Here is a 17877-nt window from a genome sequence, read left to right on the forward strand (position 1 = left end):
ATAGGCTCTAGAGATAGTCAGACAGTCGATATCGTCCGTTCCGTGATTTAGTCTTTCACTCGGTACCAAGGGTGTCAGCGTTGTCTGACGGTAGTACTAAGTCAGCATAACTTGTTAAACAAGATTAGAGGGTTTAGTTAACTATGTCGAATAAACCATATCGGTTGGCAGTGTCGAACCAGAAGGGCGGCGTCGGAAAGAGCACGGTCGCATTGAACATCGCCGGAGCGCTGGGCGAGCGCGGCCAGAACGCATTGCTCGTTGATCTGGACCCGCAGGGCTACCTGACCAGCGGCGTCGGTCTCGACGACGAGTACACTACTCCATCGCCGAATCTCAACGACGCACTGAAAGCGCCCGGCGAACACGCCGTCGACGATCTCGTTGTCGCCCACGAGGAGTTCGACGTCCTCCCGGCGAACATCGACATGTTCTCCCTGGAGCAGGAGCTCGTCAGTGGGATGCGCGGCCGGGAGCGATTGTCGATGCTGCTGGAGGATGTGACTGGCTACGACTTCCTTGTCGTGGACTGCCCGCCATCGCTGGGGCTGTTGACCGACAACGCGCTACTCGCCTGTGAGAACGTCCTGATTCCAGCCGAGGCCGAGGATACGAGCATCCGCGCCGTCGAGTTGCTGTTCAAGCAAATCGACTCACTCGAAGACAACTTCGGCGCGTCTATTCAGGAAGAGGCGCTGGTCGTCAGCAACGTCGACTACCCACTGGATGGCGAACAACAGGGGATGCTGGAGTGGTTCGACGATACATTCAGTGATCGAATACCGGTGTTCGAAATCCGAAGTCGTGCTGTCATCAAGCGGGCGTTCAACGCGGGCCACAGTATCTTCGGCCACGACGAGGAATGCGACCAGGCTGACGAACTGCTACGAATTGCGGACTACTTCATCGAGGAGCAATCATGAAAGACAGAGACCAGGCCAAAGACGAGATGTCCGAACGACTCGGCCAGCGGTTCGGCGACGAAGAGGCGGATAAATCCGATGAGAGCGATAAGTCCGATAAACCAGATAATGGAGATAAGAATGTTAAACAAGATAAACAAACTATGAAGGCTAAATCAGATAAATCTGCTAAAGACTATAAGGACGTTTGGGGAAGTAAACTGATTCATCTGCCAGACGGGCTCATGGAGCCGGTCGACAACGAGTTCGACCGGATGAAATACGAATGCGACTGGGACGTGAAGAAAGAGCGCCACTACTACCCGGTGGTCGTGGCACGCGGGGTCGAGGCAGTGCAAGAGATGTCCGGTTCGGAGTTCACCGACGCTGTGGAATCGCTCGGATTACGATAGCTGAGACGCTCTTTTTGCGTGTTACACATGAAACAGTGGGGGTATGAACATTCGAAACACGGTGTGGACAAGCTAACCAACACAAACGCTATTCTGCCCGGCACTGTCTAGTTGAGCGAGTTTGAGAAGCGAGGAGGTCGTAGCGAGAAGTGCCTATGCAACTCGCAGGCACTGTCTAGTTGAGCGAGTTTGAGAAGCGAGGAGGTCGTAGCGAGAAGTGCCTATGCAACTCGCAGACCTCCTCAGAGAAACGTTAGATGAGGACAGCCAAGACGTTTGGGAGAATGAGCGCACTCCGACACCCGTCCGGCGATTTGGGGTGCGTCTCCATACTGCGGGGCTGTCGATCAGGGAGACGGTTGCGATCTTAGACTTGCTGGGTGTCGATCGTTCTCACGGCGCGGTCTGGAATTGGGTGCATACACTGTCTGAAGCACAGAGCGACCCGCCGACGGCGTCGCCGTCGCGGGTCGCGGTCGATGAGAAACAAATCGAGATTGACGGCGAAAAGAAGTGGTTGTACGCCGCTGTCGATACCGAATCAAAGCTGCTGCTTGAAGTTGACGTGTTCAGCCGCCGCGGGACTGACCCCGCGGCGGCGTTCCTGCATCGGCTCACTCAGAAACACGATGTCGCCGATTCAGTGTTTCTCGTTGATGCTGGCGGCTATCTGACTGCCCTCTCACGTCACGATTTGAGCGGTCGGCTCGACTACCGAATCCGGAACCACATTGAAAAGTGGTTCCAGACTGTGACCATGCGCATCGACCGCTTTCACTCCTTCTGGAGGGGCAGTCAATCAAGCGCGAAACAGTGGTTACGACGATTCAGACACCACTACAACCACGAACGGCCGAACCAAGCTCTTGACGGCATCCGTCTTTAGCTAAGATGAGAACCGCGTGACAGCGACGGCTTATCGAGGCTATTTTTCGAGAGGAATGAGGAGGAGAAGTCTGTGCACAACCCTCGCTCCTCAACGAGAATCATGCGTCGGCTCACCACGCTTTTTCCCTCTGAGTTCCTCGAAGAGCACGCCGAGGAACTCGGCGTGGTCGAGCGAGAAGGCAAGCTTCAGATTCCTGTCCTCGTGTGGGCGCTCGTGTTCGGCTTCGCCGCAGGCGAGAGCCGAACACTCGCTGGGTTCAGGCGCTGCTACAACGCCACAGCTGACGAACCGATCTCTTCTGGCGGCTTCTATCACCGGTTGACACCGACGCTGGCAGAGTATCTCCGCGACCTCGTCGAGCGCGGCCTCGACGAGGTCGCTGTTCCAGACGCTTTTGACGCTGATATCGACCGATTCAGGGACGTGATGATCGCTGATGGAACAGTGTTGCGGTTGCACGAATTCCTCTCTGATGAGTTCCAAGCCCGTCACGAGGAGCAGGCTGGAGCGAAGCTCCACCTGCTCCACAACGCCACCGACCAGACAATTGAACGGATCGACGTAACGGACGAGAAAACGCACGACAGCACGCTGTTCAACACAGGTTCGTGGCTACAAGGACGGCTAGTTCTGTTCGATCGAGCGTACTTCAAGTACCGCCGTTTCGCGTTGATCGACGAGAACGATGGCTACTTCGTGAGTCGGCTGAAGCAGAACGCGAATCCGGTGATAACGGCGGAATTACGGGAATGGCGCGGCCGCGCCATTCCCTTGGAGGGCAAGCAGATCCACGATGTGGTCGATGACCTCTCGCGGAAGTACATCGACGTAGAGGTCGAAGCGGAATTCAAGCGAGGGCAGTACGAGGGAACGCGGTCACTGGATACGAAGCGGTTCCGCGTCGTCGGCGTCCGCAACGAGGACGCCGACGACTACCATCTCTACATAACGAATCTGCCGAGAGAGGAGTTCCTGCCGTCAGATCTAGCGACGCTGTACCGGTGTCGATGGGAAGTAGAAACTCTGTTCCGTGAGTTGAAGACGCAGTATGAACTGGACGAATTCGACACGAACAACCCTGATGTCGTGAAAATTCTACTATACGCTGCGTTGCTGTCACTGCTGGTGAGCCGGGAGTTGTTGGATCTGGTCACCGAGCAGGCCGACGATGAGATCGTGTTTCCGCCGGAACGCTGGGCGGCGACCTTCCGGTCGCACGCCCAGCTCATCCTCCACAAACTCGGCGAGTACCTCGGTTACTCGCCACCGCCGTTGTTGGAGCGGCTAATCGAAGACGCTCAGAAGATTCATCAGCAACGGCCGATCTTACAGGAGACACTCGCTACCGCTACACAACCGAGGTGTGAGTCTTAGCTAAAGACGAATGGCTCTTGACGGAAAAACGCCAGCTGAAGAGATTCAGAACTAGACAGTGCCCATCAGGGCGACTTCTCGGAACTCACGAAACCAGGAACGCGCTCGCACGGCGAAGCCGAGCGAGCGCTTCACAGCCGAATTGACGGTCTCAGTCATAGAGCGCTGATTGTAGCGCTGTTGGTCAATTCTGGCGTTGTGCGCGTGGTCGTAGGGAGCGAAGATGCGGTGCTTGATGAGCGGTCTGATGCTGAGTTCACGCAGTGCTTTGCGGAGCGCTTGTTTGTCGTAGCCTTTGTCGGCCGCCAGAGACCGCAGATCGCCCGCATTTCGGCGGGCGATCTGCTCAGCGAGGTCTGCGTCGCTTCCTTCCCGAGTCGTTGAGCAGTGTACGTCAAGGATCGCTTGAGAGTCTGTATCGACGAGTTTCGTGACTTTCAGCTTCTGCACGCGGTAGCTGATTCGCTGGCAGTAGTGGCGGCTCGCTGCTGAGCGTTCGTAGAACGTGGCATCGATTGCAGCGTGTTTCGAGGGATCGTGCAGCTGCGCCGACTGGCGCAGCAGCACTCGACAAACGCTCATTTCGATCCGGTCGAATGCCTTACACAACGTGGATGGAGAGGGGAGATCAGCCGCGTAGAGGCCGATCTCCCCGGTTATTTGTGGCATCTCTTTGAGCAGGTCAATCGTCATTCGGTAGGACGTATCAAGATAGATCCGCAGACAATGCAGGGAAACGATGGCATAGTCGGCGAATCCGCCGCCGCCTTCCGGGGCGGCGGATTCGTCTCCATCACCGGTAACAACTTGAGCAATCGGCACAATCTCACCAGTGAAGCGGGAGATTTGTGTCATAGGCAACCGAATCATCCCGCTTCAACTCCTTTGATTTAGCGACTTATCCCGACGCCGTCTAGTGATTCAACAGAGCCTTCTGACACTAGTGTCAACAGTGTCAGCGTTGTGGACGCTGGCCCCCAATGCACGTCGAACGGCATAGCTGGAGCTAACAGGCAGGCCGGTGGCATGCCCGCGGTCGTACTGGCAAGCGGTTCAGTGTGGGTAGTCAGTCCGCGACAGTCCCTCCATCAGTCAGTGCCGACGGCTGCTGGCCGCCACCGTAGGAGCCCAGCGTCGTCTCACCGCTGTCAGCAAGCTTCGAGTCGCCATCGGCGTTCGCGAAGTGTCGAATCGTTTGACCCATATCGGGGTGGTCGATTTCGAGTTCGGTCAGATTCAGGCGCAGCACCTGCTGTCTGTCTGGTTTGCCAGTCCCGATTCCGAAGTGCTCGGCGGCTTCTTGCATTATCTGATGCATCACTGGTCTCGATATCTCGTCGTCGAACACTGCCTCCCGAAGTTCTCGCTCGGGGAGCGTCACGTCCTTTGAGGACGTCGACATTGCGCGGCGGTGAAGACGACGAGTTCCTTGATTGTGCCAAGAGCCAATTCTGGAGCGGACACACCACCATGACATGTGAAACGCCTACCGCCGGACACACCACTCTTTCAAGTGAAGGGCTCACTGGTAACCACACCACGCTTGCAAGTGAAGCAGCGTCCGTCAGACATACCACTCTTTCAAGTGAAGCGGGTTGCCCCGCCCGCTACAAACCTTCACATGAAAAGGTGGAGTCCCCCGTCATCCAACGCTGTTCATAGCGGCAATGTCACGGATTGTATCGATCTCCGTTGTGAGATGAAGGACATCAGACATCGCCTCAATGGCGCTCGTAAACGGAACATCAAGCTCGTAGTTGTAGTAGTTCCCCCGAGAACCGCTCCGATTTTCGTGGGCCGAGAGGATGCCTAACATCCGAAGGTCTGAGAGGTGGTTATGGAGCGACCGCTGACCGAGCGCATCAGTTTCAGAGGACTCACAGAGTGACCGATACTCCTCGTAGAGGTCACGGGTCCGACACGGCGTTTCCTCTTTAGCTGCTTTCGAAATCACTGCCAATAGTGCAAGGCGGCCATGCGTCGTCAACTCGCGCATTCCTTCTTCGACCCGCTCTTGTTCGAGTTGTGAGCGAGCATCCTCGATGTGCCCTTCTTTGATCATCTCAGCTTCCCGGTTTTCCGCGATTTCACCACCCAACCGAAGGAGATCAAGCGCCTGCCGGGCACTGCCACTGTCTCTAGCGGCGAGAGCAGCACACAACTGCAACACACCGGTATCGGTTGACCCATCCGTGACAGCCACTTCGACACGTGATTCGAGAATGTTTTTCAGTTCTGTGGCATCGTATGGCGGGAACTGGAGTTCCCGCTCACAGAGTGTGTCCTGGACACGAGGGTCGAGCTGGTCACGAAATTTGAAATCGTTGCTGATGCCAATAACGCCGACCTTTGCCGAGTCGAGATTCCCATTGGCTCTGGCTCGAGGAAGCTCATAGAGCAGCTCATCTCGGTCGCCGATTGAATCAACTTCATCAAGCACGATGAGAATGGTCCCACCGATGGCCTCAAGCTCCTGATAGAGCTTTTTAAATACGGTTTGCTGTGGATACCCGGTCGTACTGATTTCGCCGCCGGATGGGCGGAGTTCATTGACGAGCTCCACAGCGACCTGATACGAGGAGTTGAGCGTCTTGCAATTGAGCGAAATAATGGAGAGATCGATGTCATCGTACGCAGCGACGTCGTCCTGAAGCCGGTCAAGAAGGTAGTCGGTGACGGCTGTTTTCCCGACACCCGTATTTCCGTAGAGAAAGATGTTGTTTGGTTCCCACCCATCGATCACCGGCTGGAGAGCGTTCATATACTCCTCAATTTCTTCATCCCGCTCCTCAATCCGTTCCGGTTGGTAGGACTCCCCCAGGGCGTCTTTGTTCCGGAAGATGTTTTGCTTCCGCTCGAACCGACGCATAGGGAATCTTTCACAAGAGGGATATATAAAACCACCTCTGCATCTGTTTCAAGTGAAGCCACTCACACACACCACTGTTTCGAGTGAAGAACTAGACTAGAGTAGTTACTAGAACAACAGTCCACTGTTTCATCTAAAGCGCTGACACTAGTCTAATTGGCCAGAATCCCGATTCTGGTAGTAGCGGTATTGAAACTCTTGTTTTTAGCTGTTTTGTGGTCAGTGACTAATTGCTGGGGTTCCACAGGGCCTCCACCCTTTCCCGGCTTCACATGAAAGAGTGGTGTGTCTCTCCCCCCGGGGTTTCGCTGTCCCATCTCGAAGTTGATGCTCTCAAGCTAACCAACCTCTAGCGTCAGTTGGGGAAAGTGTTGGTTAGTTATGGCCGCGACTGTGGAATTTCAGGCGCCACTGTCTTGACGGACTATCTGACAGTGTTGTCAGAAGGAACAGAGGGAGGATGTCAGATAGAATCGTTCGCTCTCAGACTTCTTTTCCTACACCTCATAGAGGGAAGGAAAAGGGAAGTCGTTTCACGTCACTCTAACGAAACGAGAACAAGCGTAGTTTACGCACCACATTCGTGTGGATTTTATCGCAGGGGTCTAGTGGGGAATTCGTTACCGCTCTTGTCGACCACCTCCATCTGACACGCTACTCGCGAGTGTGCTGACAACACTGTCAGAACGCGTCTCAGTCATCCGCGTTCACCGCTGTTGCCTGGTTCAGCTGATCGAAGTCCGTCGTGTTTGACGGCTCTTCGGCTGTATTCTGTTTGTTCTCGTGTTCACTGCCGGTTCTGACATCGGCGTCAGCAGTGTCTGCGTTGTGGACGCTAGCTTTCATCTTCCGCTTTGGAACGGTCAGAGTATGTGGTTTCCCGGAGCGGAAGTTGATCAGTCCATGGTCGGAGCACGTATCGATGTCAACGCAGTCCCTGTGGGCGTCACCATCGACGATCGTGAACCGCTGGACATCGCGCATGACACGCCCGGCTGTCTTGGAATAGGACTGTGGCTTGACGCCATCCAGCAGGCCTTCGTCTTCAAGCACCTCCACAGCCTGTTCAGTGTTCATCGTGAACTTCTGGCCGTCTGGCGTGACGTTCTGGTTCGTCTCGCCGCTGGCCTTATTCACGAACCGCTCGTACAGCGCCGCGGCACGTTTCTGTGACTTGCTGAGCGATGCGTCGACGCCGGAGTTCAGATCAACCATCATCCGGTGCAGCGGGAGCATATTCTCCCGGCTCTTCTCCGAGGTGCCCTGATTCTCAGCAGCCGGCTGGGTGTTCGTGACCGACTCTTTCACCGTCCCGTGCTCCTCGACGAACGGCTCAATGTCGCTTTTTTCCACGTCGGGCTCTGGATTCCCGAACACCAAGCGGTTGAGAGTCTTCCGGCCTGTCTTGTTCGAGGCGATGCTGTTGCCGACCGGCACGCCGCCGACAATCAGGTTCTCTATCTCCTTTGCATCACCGCGATACTCGATGGACTCTTGCTCGGCAACCTCCGTTTCGAGTTCGTCAACGCGCTCGCGAAGCTGTTCGTTCTCCGTTCGTAGGTGTGAGACCTCTTCGACGAGGTCGGCAACAACATCCCGGAGGCCGTTCGGATTCTCGGGCAGTTCGTCGGCAGTTGGTGGAGAGTTGTCGATGCTCATTGGGCACCTCCCGTTCGTGGACCGCTGACTGTACCGTGGGCGATGCCCTCGGACGTTTCACTCAGCACGGCGCGATTGGTAGCAATCGCATTGTAGGTAGTCGGCTCGAGCTGGGAACGGTGGCCCCTTCTCAGGTGCGTTGTGGTCTCGTAGTGTCTTCTCTGTCCTGCGACTTGCACGTGCGATGAGTTAGAACCGCCAGCAGCGTCAGACATTGGTATCCTCCTCGACAAGACTGCGAACGACATCGGCGTTTGACCCGCGAGCGATACTGACACGGTCAGTAGCGACGTTGACCATCTTCTCGGACGACTCGACAAGCACCCGCGGCGGGGCGTCGTACTCCTCGTAGGTGTAGCGCTCGCGAACGATCCCAAGCAACGAGCCACTCTCCAGCCGGTCGACCTTCACGGGCGTGCCGACGTCGGCGGTGTCGTCAGCGCGCGCCTGACGTTTGGCCGGCGCGCCCTGGCTGGCTTTACTCATCGGCCGACCCCCGCTTGCGAACTTTCCCGAGCGCATCGAGCAGCACCGCCTCGGCGTCGGCGTCTTCTTCGTCGGCGACGAGATCGGCGACCTCGACGACGCGGTCGACAGCGGTATCGGACTCACTCTGCATCGTCGCCCTCCTGATCATCGAAGACGATGCGTTCGAGGCGAGCCAGGCGCTGGTCGATATCGTCTTCGGTGATGCACCCGCCATCGGTCAGGGGTTCGCGGACCGGGCCGCCAACAGCCGCGACTGCGTCGGCGTTGGGCCAGCGCTCGTCGAGCGACCGGCCGTCGACGTCGTAGTAGTTGCCGTGGCCAGTCATGCAGACCCTCCCGTGGAGTCTTCGGAGTTCGTAAAGCCGTGTTCTTGAAGCACATCGGCCGGTGACCGACCGGACTGGCCGTGGTTTCCTCGCGGGTCAGGTTCGTCGTTCATCTTCGCCGCACAGACACGACAGAGCCCGTAGCGTTCGCGGTCGCTTTCGTCGGCGACCCGGAACGCTTCGGAACCACTCGTGGTATGGTTGCACAGCGGCTCCGGGTCATCACGGGTGGATTCCGGTGCTGGGTGATGGACTTTGGCGTCGTTCCACTGGGATTTCGGCATGATGTAAAACTCAGTACCTCACAAAGCATCGCCAGTTAACCTGACCTGAGTCACCTGTTCTGTTGGGATGAGTCGTCGATAGCGGTCGAAGAACACTAATCGAGGCCGGAGCTGTCGCTGTCGGCGGCGATCAGCCGCCGACGCGACAGCGTTGCCACTCACGAAGCGGCGTACTCGGTCGGTGATTACCGGTGGAACCGGTCATCAGGTGGTCGGTTCGCGGGGACGGCCCGACGCACTGCGAGGGCCGTCCACGCGGCCCGCCGAACCATATTGACGAACTCCTTGTATGGCCACCACCAGAGGCGACGCCCGCCTCGGCGGGGCGTCGCCACGTATTCGTAGTGGAGATACCGCCAGACGTTCTGCAACAGCAGACTCACCACAACGTACAGAAACCGAACCGTCGCATCTCGCGTTGTCGTCGTCGCTATCGCTTGCTCAGACAAGCGATAGCTCGACTCGATACCGAAGCGTTTGCTGTAATGGTAGCGAGCATCGCGTGGTGTCTCGATGAACGGCGCGTCAGCGGCGTAGCCGTGACGCGCCACACCGTTCTCGTCGTACCGTCCGTTCAGGTACGTACAGTCGATGTAGACGGGAAACTCGACGGTCCAGCTGTGACTGTCGAGTTTCCCTGTCAGGTCGTGTTCGATGACACGGCTCCACCCTTCCGAGAGTTCCTGCTGGATCGTCTCACCCCACCGGATGATTGGGATCACGTAGGGGTAGTTGTGCGCCTGGAGCAGCGTGAGACACTTGCTGTCGTAGAATCCCCGATCAAGGTAGACGGCCTTGACCTCGGTGTCAAGGCCGTCGAGAACACCGAGGAACTCGGCGAGGACGCTGCTAGCGGTGTCGCCGTCTTCGAGACGGCGCACCGCCAGCGTGTAGCGCTTGTTCTTCACGCGTGCGTAGAGCGTCGCGTACGCGTGGAATGCAGTGGTTCCACGCTTGGCTTCTGAATGATAGAGGCCCTCTGTGTCGTCTTCATCACCGTAGTAGGACCGCAGGTGGAGGTCTGCGCAGACCTCCACCTGCTCGGGGAGGAGTTCGACGACATCTCGCCGAAGGAGCGTGTTAGCGACTTGTTCGAGTCGTTCCGGCTCGAACTTCGTCCGGAGGTGGTACAGGATCGTGTTCGCCGGTGGCGACTCTTCACTGGAGTTGCACAGCGTGGAGATCGAGGTCCCGTCGGCGGTCGCGCCGACGAGGACCTCGTAGATGTCCTCGGGATCGATTTCAGCGTTATTCGCCAGGGTAAGAGAAACTTCCTCGTCAAGCCGGTTGACGAGGAAGTTAAGAAGTTGGTCTTCGTGGATTTCACTGTCCGCTTGCTTTGCTTGCTTGGACACAACTCAGCAAGCGGACTCCTTCAACTTGCGAGCTTTGTGAGGTACTGAAACTCGTCTTGGTCCATCAGCAGTCACCTCCCGTCGTCCGGTCGGCGAGGTCGTTCAGGGCGTCAACGGCCGGCCCCGTCTCGGCGGTCGCACAGACCGTGCCGTTGGTTTGGGACCAGCGAACCAGTCCGGTGTTGTCCAGTTTCGCAATGTGCGTCTGATACAGAGACACGTACACACGCTTGCGCTGTTGGGACTGGAGCTGGTCGCGGTCAGTGCCGACTTCCGCAGCGGCGACGATCTCCGCCAGATCGGTGAGTTCCAGTCGGCCGTGTTCGTTCACCGTCCGGAGGCACTGGCGTCGGCGTTCAGACTGGGCGATATCCAGCAGGGCGTCGAACGGGACGCTCACTGCCGGTGGCTCCGGCTCGTCGTCGTTAGAGAGTAGGCGTTTCAGCATCCGGCCACCCCCGCAGCGACGGTGCTGCTTTCTGGGTCGATACAGTTTTCGGGGGCCTCGGCAAATACCGAGGCGCGGTCGTTGGGTTGCTTCATGGCGCTGGAACGACCGCATTGGGTCGGTGTGCCTGCACCGGCCCGCTTTCGTAGACGGACCTTACTGACCCTTGAGCAGTCGTTATGACTATCATTATAGCCGCTGGTATTAGTACTTATGTCACTACTAATTAACTTCTGAATACTAATCTCTATATGTGTAGAAACATCGAACAAATGATATATACGAGCATAGGCAGATTCGTACGTAAGATGGCTGGCCGAAAGCCGACTGTATCTGACTCCGAAATCCTTCAATTCTTTATCAACTCTGACGACCCATTCCTCACTACAGCAGAGGTGGCCGATTTGGCAGGATTTTCTACCAATTCGGGAGCGAATAAGCGGCTTACCGAGCTTGAAAAACAGGGATACGTACACTCCAAAACTGTTGGTCGGGGCCTCGCTTGGTGGATCACCGATGCCGGTCGCGAGTACTTGGAGACGGACGACAGCTAAGAATCGTAGAAGCCGTCGCGGTGGCCGATCCGGAGAACACGAAGGACGGATTCGTTTTTGTCCCAGTCGATTTCGGCCCGGTATTCGCGGCCGATTTTCAATTTGAAGGTTTCTCGCCCTTGTAGCCGTTCGAGGTAGTGATCTGGGTTCTCGCCGGCCTGCTTCAGTTTGTCCCGGATACGTTGTTCGATATCTGGTTGGAACGACGCTAACTCGTCGGTGGCCGATTCGGCCAACAACACATCTGCCATCTGACCTCAGGCCTCGTCGAGACTGACGAATTCCTCTTCTTCGAGCCGGCGGTCGGCCTCCGCAGCCACGTCGTCGGCGAGCCGCGGCCCGACGAGTGCGGTCCAACCCACAGCAGACGCACCGAATTTCTTGCTTGCGACCTTGCCGTCCGACTCCATTTCGCCGAGCCAACGGCGAACTGTCTCGCTGCTGACCTCGATATCGAAGTGCTCGGCGAGTGCGTCGGTAATCTCTTTCGTGGTCAACATTGGCTCTTCCGGGCCGGTTTTGTAGTCGAACGCTTTCAGCACATCCTGCTCGGTCAATTTCGAGCCAAACGTTCCGTCGTCGTTGTGAACTCGTTCGCTCATACTCTATTATATCTGACCGTCCCGAGTAAGTGTTTTGCACGTACCATATGCTGCAAAGCAATAGGTTTATGACCTTGTTGTCCGTGACATATGGTACGGAAGACCGGTCACTCGGGGCACTTGGAGTGTAGAAGTGCCCGCGTGAGTCCACCACGCGGGCCGGGCTTCCGTGGTGCGAAAACCCATGAGCAAATCTGCGATACCGACTAATAAATCTGTCGGCACGACTGACGCACATCCACAGGAACGTATTGCCCGCGAACTGCTCACACAGGGCCGCCCACTCTTCCTGGGCGTCGATGGCGAAGGCGCAGCCCACTACTGGGACTCGTATGAATTCGCTGTGGCCGTCGTCGCTCGCGACAACCGCGCCGAGAAAGTCCCACTCGCAGACACACCGTATGAAACACTCGCAGGATGGTGCGAGTACACGCAGGACGAACGCGGCTGGGCTGTCGGCCCACACGTCGGCGGCAACATCGTCGACGATCTCGCTCGGGGGCTGAACGCATGAGTAAGACCGTTCGCTGTACGGTCGAGAACCGCCAGCGCGTTCGGCGTGCCGCCCGTGCGCTACAAGAGACTGCCCCGACCGCCGTAGTCGAGACAATGCCGCCGGTCAGCTCGGAACACGACGCCTGGACGCTCGATGCCGTGCTTCGCGAGACCGATGGCGTTCCGCCGGAAGTGCTTCGGGAACTCGCGCTGACTGGGCTGACGCTCCAGCCGACGCCCACGCAGGCTGAGCATCAGTATCTCGTGGCGACGGCCTGAGCGAACTGAATAACCTGTTTGGCTCTTACATAACTCAGCGAAACACGTTGACGACGAAGCAGTCAAGAAGGCCGTGTAGTGGTGCTCCAGCGAGGTTTAACGTCCGTACGAACCCGTAGGTTCGGACGGACTGCTCCAATCCAGGCTTGGAGAGGCCGCGGAACTTCTGTAGCCATGGATTCACTAGCGACCAGAGGCATTCGACTTGGTTGATGTGGACGCCGTCATCAGTGACAAATTCTTCGGAGTGAACAACGGTCTGCTCGTTCTTGTAGACGAGTGGCGCGTACCCGCGCCACCCGTCGTGCCAGACCTCATCCAGTTTCCCTGAGAGAATCTCTACCTCATCAAGTGCTGGTTTGAGTTCTTCCGGTTGAGCACCTGGCTCGGCGCGAATTACACGAAGTACATCACGACAGGCACCGATCAGCGTCATGGTATCGCCAGGTGCTCCTTCCCACCGTGATCGCCCCCCTTCCCCAGAGCCGCCGCGGGAAAGCCCATCCCGCGGCGGCGTCTGTCCCTTGTAACCAGAGCACTTGTGGCCGGTTTCGTCGATCTGAGTTGGGCCGTCGATAGCGTGTTGGATGCGCTCCCAGACGAGGTAGAAGCCGCGCTGGAAGGCGGCTTCTACCTCTCGAATCGTGGAATGAACCGTGTCGTAGACCGCTTCGAAGAGCTGGGTGATTTGGTGGATGCTGAGAAGTGTGTCGGCATAGAGGACGAACGCAATGACGATTTCGCCAGGAGAGAGAGTGCGGCCTTCGAAGGGCGTGTTGCGGGTGTAGGAGAAGACATAGCGGCAGTTGGTGCACCAGACCCGGGGACTGCCGTCCCCGGACTGGATGGCGGTTTCACCACACTCCGGGCAAGGAGCTTGTTCCCATGCCTGCTTACAGCGCCGCTCGATTTCCTTATCGAGCGGCTCTGGGCGCAACACTATTGACGTGAGCTCAACAATATCCTGTAGCATCCCGCCGAAGGCTGTTTGATTGTACATAGCAACTAGCCTACGGCGGGATGCTGTAATTCTCGGGGTACTGTTTCACTCAGTTCGGTAAGAGCCACCTGTTTTTATTATCAGGGCATCCGGACTGCCGTGCGGGCGATCGGTCGTTATGATCACTCCCCAACACCACGGCGACCGATTCCCGTTGTCTTACCCCCAATTCCGTCTGTGGTGGCCGGCCGTATCTCAGACATTACACTCTCACCGACGCCGGCCGCGAGCACTTGGAGTCGGCGGATTAACGAACTGCGGGATATTCAGAGTCTGATAGAATGAAATATGTAAAAAAAAAGCGATCTTGCGATTCGCGAATGAAAATAAAATCTGGTTGACTCCAAGCAATATCGCAAAGAGCACTGGCTACGGCACAAATTACATTCACCAAGAATGTCGCAACCTATTGAATAAAGGATATCTTGAATCTGGAGACCAACCAGGCAGTCCATCCTACCGGATTACCGACGCCGGTCGCGATTATTTGAACTCGGAGAGTTGAAGCCCGAAGCGTTTTTTTGTCCGGAGGACTATAACAATCTATTCTTGTTCATTGGATTGATCAATGATTTCTCTTTCAGTTGTTCCAGGGACACGCTGTACACTTCGATTGATGTCTTTCCAGTCTGAGCGAGCGTAGCCGAGGCTATCGTCTGGCGAGAGATAATTCATAACACTGGGATACTCGCTATAGCCGCGCTCACGGCTATCGACACCCGGATCATAGATATCTAAAAGATGCCCAAGTTCATGCATAAATATGTGCCCCGTTGCTTCATCTGAAGCTAACTCAACAAACGCGACTGAGTCGACTGCAAGACCACCGTTTGACATAGCGTTACCAGGTCTCTTGACAGTACTTACAATCTGGATATAATAATATCCAGCATTATCTGGGGAGGTGACCGTCTTCCCGCCACTCTTACAGCCATATCGAATTTGGTCTCTAATATAGCCTGAGGCATCTTCACAACGGAGATTATCGTCATGGTCGATGTGTAGGTCAATGCCGGATGAGCCATCTGGATTCTCAATTGGTGCTTGCTCGAACTCGTCGGTCATATCCCGGATAACACTGCGCGATAGTCTAGATTTATAATCTACTTCAACGAAAATATCCTTCTGCAGTGGATCAGCGCCAGGGAACCGATCGGTCATATCGACTTCCGCACCGTCTGGGAGCCCATCGTCGTCAGTATCACTATCTGATGCATCAGTCCTAAGATCAAGCTCTCGGTCATCATTCAATCCATCACTATCTGTGTCGTTTGCCCGCGGATTGGTACCGTGTTTATTGAGTTCTGCATCATCAGCGAGGCCGTCCCCATCCGTGTCAACTAGTGTTGGATCCGTTCCATGCGTGTTTAGTTCCGCCCCATCGGAAAGACCGTCTCCGTCAGTGTCGGCTATTGTAGGGTCCGTTCCATGCGTGTTTAGTTCCGCCCCATCGGAAAGACCGTCTCCGTCAGTGTCGGCTATTGTAGGGTCCGTTCCATGCGTGTTTAGTTCCGCCCCATCAGAAAGACCGTTCTCATCGGTATCTGAGTTGTTTGGGTCTGTAGACAGTTTTTGTTCGCGTGCATTAGACAACCCATCATTGTCGCTATCGATATCAGCTGGGTCCGGTGTCGCCGTTGCCTGTGTTGCTGTCTGTTCAGTTTGAGTTGGTGGCACCTCGGTTCCACTCTCTTCGATACCGTCTGCCGGCGCCGTTGAATCCTCTTGCAGAATGCCACTGCAGCCTGCGAGAGCTACAGTCAGTAAAAGCAGAGCGATTCTGGTTTTTTGCACACTCGGTGAATATGTGTATAAAATATAATGGCTAACTTACTGACAACAATTGCCGGAGCTGACTCAGGTCGCGACGGCCTGAGCGCGACAGCGATACCTCTACCTTTTTGTTGAACTGCGTGCGTGTTTTGCATGGGTTGCGATGGTTTCCGAACTCACCCGCTGACGGACCGCGACCCCGCGCCGGGACCTGGTGAGGCAGGTCCCACGACGGCGCGGGTACGTACCTGTAGCTGATGGGTGACTGGTATGTAAACCCTGCTTGGACTTCCGGGAGAGAGTTGATAGAATCCCAGCGCGAAAACACAGTAGTTGATGACATCCACGACCTCTTCGAAAATAAGTGGGACTGGTACGACGAGTAGACTACTGATTATCAAGCTCGTTATGAATTGCGACACGGAGAAATCGACGGGGAAGCCCCGCTCCCGATGAACTGTGACAACCCTGATATGCAGCGACACTGCATCGGTAAATCGTTCTGTGCATACAACATTTATCAGAGCTTGCCCTTCCCCGAGTCGATGTACGACCAGCTCGATGACAGTGATGGCACAGGTCAGTATCAAGCATAGATCCGCATAGATAGAGCTCGGGGTTTCTCAATCAGTTGGTCACAGTCTCACAGTCACCACTCTATCGTGCCTGAGTAGGACGCTATCTCAGTGGAGCTGCTGGCCAAGACCTGTTAGAGTTTAGTTTATTTCTTACTGTGAAACTAATTCAGAGATCTCAGCGTGAAAACTGGCGAGTGCCATCGGCATACCCGAAATACCAGCGGTTACGGGGTGAGTCGTAGTGTTCAGATAAGGATTGAAGAGTGAGGCACGGCGATTTTGAAGTGTCTATGCCCAAAAACGCCGGCCTCGGCGGTAATATCGACCAAATCGACTTAGATTTTGTGGAGCGAGAAGCGACACCGCGACTGCTGATGAAGCTGAGTATTCAACTGCATTTGGCTGGACTATCACTTTCGAATACTGTCTCGGTTCTTGAAATATTCGGTGTCCAACGCGCTCGATCAACTGTCTATAATTGGGTTCACAAAGCAGATTTACAGCCCAAAGATGGACAGTCACCGGATCACGTTGCGGTTGACGAAACTGTGATCCAACTCAACGGTGAGAGATATTGGCTGTACGCCGCTGTCGATCCACAAACGAACAAATTGCTTCATACGAAGCTTAGACCAACTACAACAAAGGTTCTCGCCCATGCATTTCTCACCGAACTCTCTGAGAAACACGACGTCGACGACGCCGTGTTTCTCGTCGATGGCTCCAGATCGTTACAAGCTGTGTGTCAACGACATGGCTTCGATTTCAGATACGAAAAACATGGAAATCGGAATGCTGTTGAACGTGTCTTCAGAGAAATAAAACGACGAACTGTCTGTTTCTCAAACTGTTTCAGCAACGCCGAAGCGGAAACAGCCGATGATTGGATCAGATCGTTCAGCTTCGCATGGAATCAGCTTATTTGAACACGATGGGGGTAATCGTCCAAAGAGAAAGGGGGGTAAAAGGGTAAAGTGAGGTGAAGCCAGAGCCGACCGAAAGAGGGCTTCAGGCGAGCGCCAAGGGGGCGACCCCCAAGAGGGGCGAACTATCAGGATGACTAGACAGGTGCGACAGTGGGACCGACAGGCTGGTGACACAGCAGTGGGCCGCCGGCAGTGCAGACTGAGGTCGGACAGTGGACGTCGGCGGCGGTGGGACAGTGGGCCAGGCCAGAGCCAGAGTGGAAGGGAGATCGCGACGACTGGGTGGGCGGCCATCATGGCGACAATGGCGGAGGACTGACTCGAGGATCAGTGGGGAGAGTCATCTTGCACACGGGGTAGTGGGCCCTGAGCGAAGAGGAAGACACAGTGGGCGAGACAGTAGACACTCGATGGCGACGACCGCAATCCTATCAGGTTCACAACACAGGAAATTTCGCGCGTTGTCGGACTGGGTCATCGCCGTCGCGACGGCCCACAACAACACTCGAAACAGGGGGCGCTCTTTCAGCGGAAACGGTGGGGTGTTCTCCATCGGTGGGACTACCGGGAACGCGACCGCGACGACCGTGACCGAGATGGACCAGTCCTCGAAAGCCCGCGGGTGCTCGACCGACCGTTCCGGGGCCCGCTGATATGTCAAC

22 protein-coding genes and 1 pseudogene are annotated in these 17877 nt (G+C 56.0%); 9 read left to right on the forward strand and 14 right to left on the reverse strand.

Features of this window, described 5'->3' with window-relative positions:
• The first annotated feature begins 143 nt into the window (after positions 1 to 143).
• From BDK61_RS20600 to BDK61_RS20615, 4 genes are all read left to right on the forward strand, one after another.
• Positions 144 to 923 (forward strand): ParA family protein, encoded by a 780-nt coding sequence (locus BDK61_RS20600; protein WP_121304470.1) that lies wholly within the window; start codon positions 144 to 146, stop codon positions 921 to 923.
• Positions 920 to 1315 (forward strand): hypothetical protein, encoded by a 396-nt coding sequence (locus BDK61_RS20605; RefSeq protein ID WP_121304472.1) that lies wholly within the window; start codon positions 920 to 922, stop codon positions 1313 to 1315. Before BDK61_RS20600 ends, BDK61_RS20605 begins: the two co-directional genes overlap by 4 nt.
• Before the next feature lie 223 nt (positions 1316 to 1538).
• Positions 1539 to 2201 carry an IS6-like element ISH17 family transposase gene (locus BDK61_RS20610; RefSeq protein WP_121304474.1) on the forward strand — a complete coding sequence of 221 codons (663 nt, stop codon included), beginning with the start codon at positions 1539 to 1541 and terminating at the stop codon, positions 2199 to 2201.
• Between the two features lie 102 nt (positions 2202 to 2303).
• Positions 2304 to 3578: an IS4-like element ISHma1 family transposase gene (locus BDK61_RS20615; protein WP_121302325.1), complete on the forward strand. Its 1275-nt coding sequence runs from the start codon at positions 2304 to 2306 to the stop codon at positions 3576 to 3578.
• Positions 3579 to 3629: 51 nt separating this feature from the next.
• On the opposite strand, the gene BDK61_RS20620 is transcribed toward BDK61_RS20615, so the two are convergent.
• From BDK61_RS20620 to BDK61_RS20675, 12 genes are all read right to left on the reverse strand, one after another.
• The gene (locus BDK61_RS20620; RefSeq protein WP_121304476.1) at positions 3630 to 4433 is read right to left on the reverse strand and encodes an IS5 family transposase; all 804 of its coding nucleotides are present in this window, start codon (positions 4431 to 4433) and stop codon (positions 3630 to 3632) included.
• Between the two features lie 211 nt (positions 4434 to 4644).
• Positions 4645 to 4980 (reverse strand): hypothetical protein, encoded by a 336-nt coding sequence (locus BDK61_RS20625; protein WP_232508507.1) that lies wholly within the window; start codon positions 4978 to 4980, stop codon positions 4645 to 4647.
• Between the two features lie 240 nt (positions 4981 to 5220).
• Complete coding sequence (locus tag BDK61_RS20630) at positions 5221 to 6447, reverse strand: orc1/cdc6 family replication initiation protein (protein ID WP_121304478.1); 1227 nt, start codon at positions 6445 to 6447, stop codon at positions 5221 to 5223.
• Positions 6448 to 7140: 693 nt separating this feature from the next.
• Positions 7141 to 8106 (reverse strand): hypothetical protein, encoded by a 966-nt coding sequence (locus BDK61_RS20635; RefSeq protein ID WP_121304481.1) that lies wholly within the window; start codon positions 8104 to 8106, stop codon positions 7141 to 7143.
• A 207-nt stretch (positions 8107 to 8313) separates the two neighbouring features.
• A complete protein-coding gene (locus tag BDK61_RS20640; RefSeq protein ID WP_049938448.1) occupies positions 8314 to 8592 on the reverse strand; it encodes a hypothetical protein in 279 nt (92 codons plus the stop codon).
• Positions 8585 to 8725, reverse strand: coding sequence for a hypothetical protein (locus BDK61_RS23650; protein ID WP_167467408.1), 141 nt, complete (start codon positions 8723 to 8725; stop codon positions 8585 to 8587). Before BDK61_RS23650 ends, BDK61_RS20640 begins: the two co-directional genes overlap by 8 nt.
• Positions 8715 to 8921, reverse strand: a complete 207-nt coding sequence (locus tag BDK61_RS20645; RefSeq protein WP_011222298.1) for a hypothetical protein — start codon at positions 8919 to 8921, stop codon at positions 8715 to 8717. Before BDK61_RS20645 ends, BDK61_RS23650 begins: the two co-directional genes overlap by 11 nt.
• Positions 8918 to 9205, reverse strand: coding sequence for a hypothetical protein (locus BDK61_RS20650; RefSeq protein WP_121304483.1), 288 nt, complete (start codon positions 9203 to 9205; stop codon positions 8918 to 8920). Before BDK61_RS20650 ends, BDK61_RS20645 begins: the two co-directional genes overlap by 4 nt.
• Positions 9206 to 9390: 185 nt before the next feature.
• Positions 9391 to 10560, reverse strand: coding sequence for an ISH3 family transposase (locus tag BDK61_RS20655; RefSeq protein WP_121304485.1), 1170 nt, complete (start codon positions 10558 to 10560; stop codon positions 9391 to 9393).
• Between the two features lie 64 nt (positions 10561 to 10624).
• On the reverse strand, positions 10625 to 11008 hold the full coding sequence (locus tag BDK61_RS20660) for a DUF7344 domain-containing protein (RefSeq protein ID WP_121304487.1): 384 nt from the start codon (positions 11006 to 11008) through the stop codon (positions 10625 to 10627).
• Positions 11009 to 11558: 550 nt separating this feature from the next.
• Positions 11559 to 11813, reverse strand: coding sequence for a type II toxin-antitoxin system RelE family toxin (locus BDK61_RS20670; RefSeq protein WP_121304489.1), 255 nt, complete (start codon positions 11811 to 11813; stop codon positions 11559 to 11561).
• Positions 11814 to 11819: 6 nt separating this feature from the next.
• Positions 11820 to 12164, reverse strand: coding sequence for a hypothetical protein (locus BDK61_RS20675; protein ID WP_011222301.1), 345 nt, complete (start codon positions 12162 to 12164; stop codon positions 11820 to 11822).
• A gap of 184 nt (positions 12165 to 12348) precedes the next feature.
• Here BDK61_RS20675 and BDK61_RS20680 point away from each other — a divergent pair, with 184 nt between their 5' ends.
• Positions 12349 to 12678: a hypothetical protein gene (locus tag BDK61_RS20680; RefSeq protein WP_121304491.1), complete on the forward strand. Its 330-nt coding sequence runs from the start codon at positions 12349 to 12351 to the stop codon at positions 12676 to 12678.
• Positions 12675 to 12938, forward strand: a complete 264-nt coding sequence (locus tag BDK61_RS20685) for a hypothetical protein (protein WP_121304493.1) — start codon at positions 12675 to 12677, stop codon at positions 12936 to 12938. Before BDK61_RS20680 ends, BDK61_RS20685 begins: the two co-directional genes overlap by 4 nt.
• 34 nt (positions 12939 to 12972) lie before the next feature.
• On the opposite strand, the gene BDK61_RS20690 is transcribed toward BDK61_RS20685, so the two are convergent.
• Together BDK61_RS20690 and BDK61_RS23105 are read right to left on the reverse strand one after the other, a co-directional pair.
• Positions 12973 to 13938, reverse strand: coding sequence for an IS1595 family transposase (locus BDK61_RS20690; RefSeq protein ID WP_121303712.1), 966 nt, complete (start codon positions 13936 to 13938; stop codon positions 12973 to 12975).
• Positions 13939 to 14481: 543 nt separating this feature from the next.
• Complete coding sequence (locus BDK61_RS23105) at positions 14482 to 15732, reverse strand: hypothetical protein (protein WP_148709164.1); 1251 nt, start codon at positions 15730 to 15732, stop codon at positions 14482 to 14484.
• A gap of 377 nt (positions 15733 to 16109) precedes the next feature.
• On the opposite strand from BDK61_RS23105, the pseudogene BDK61_RS23980 reads away from it, so the two are divergent.
• The 3 genes and pseudogenes from BDK61_RS23980 to BDK61_RS23655 form a co-directional block, all read left to right on the forward strand.
• A pseudogene (locus tag BDK61_RS23980) lies at positions 16110 to 16307 on the forward strand (primase-associated protein); the annotation flags it as partial.
• A gap of 272 nt (positions 16308 to 16579) precedes the next feature.
• Positions 16580 to 17215, forward strand: a complete 636-nt coding sequence (locus tag BDK61_RS20705) for an IS6-like element ISH15 family transposase (protein WP_121304497.1) — start codon at positions 16580 to 16582, stop codon at positions 17213 to 17215.
• 410 nt (positions 17216 to 17625) lie between these two features.
• On the forward strand, positions 17626 to 17868 hold the full coding sequence (locus BDK61_RS23655; RefSeq protein WP_167467409.1) for a hypothetical protein: 243 nt from the start codon (positions 17626 to 17628) through the stop codon (positions 17866 to 17868).
• Positions 17869 to 17877: the final 9 nt, after the last annotated feature.

It is taken from the genome of Haloarcula quadrata, from assembly GCF_003634715.1.
Lineage (GTDB): Archaea > Halobacteriota > Halobacteria > Halobacteriales > Haloarculaceae > Haloarcula > Haloarcula marismortui.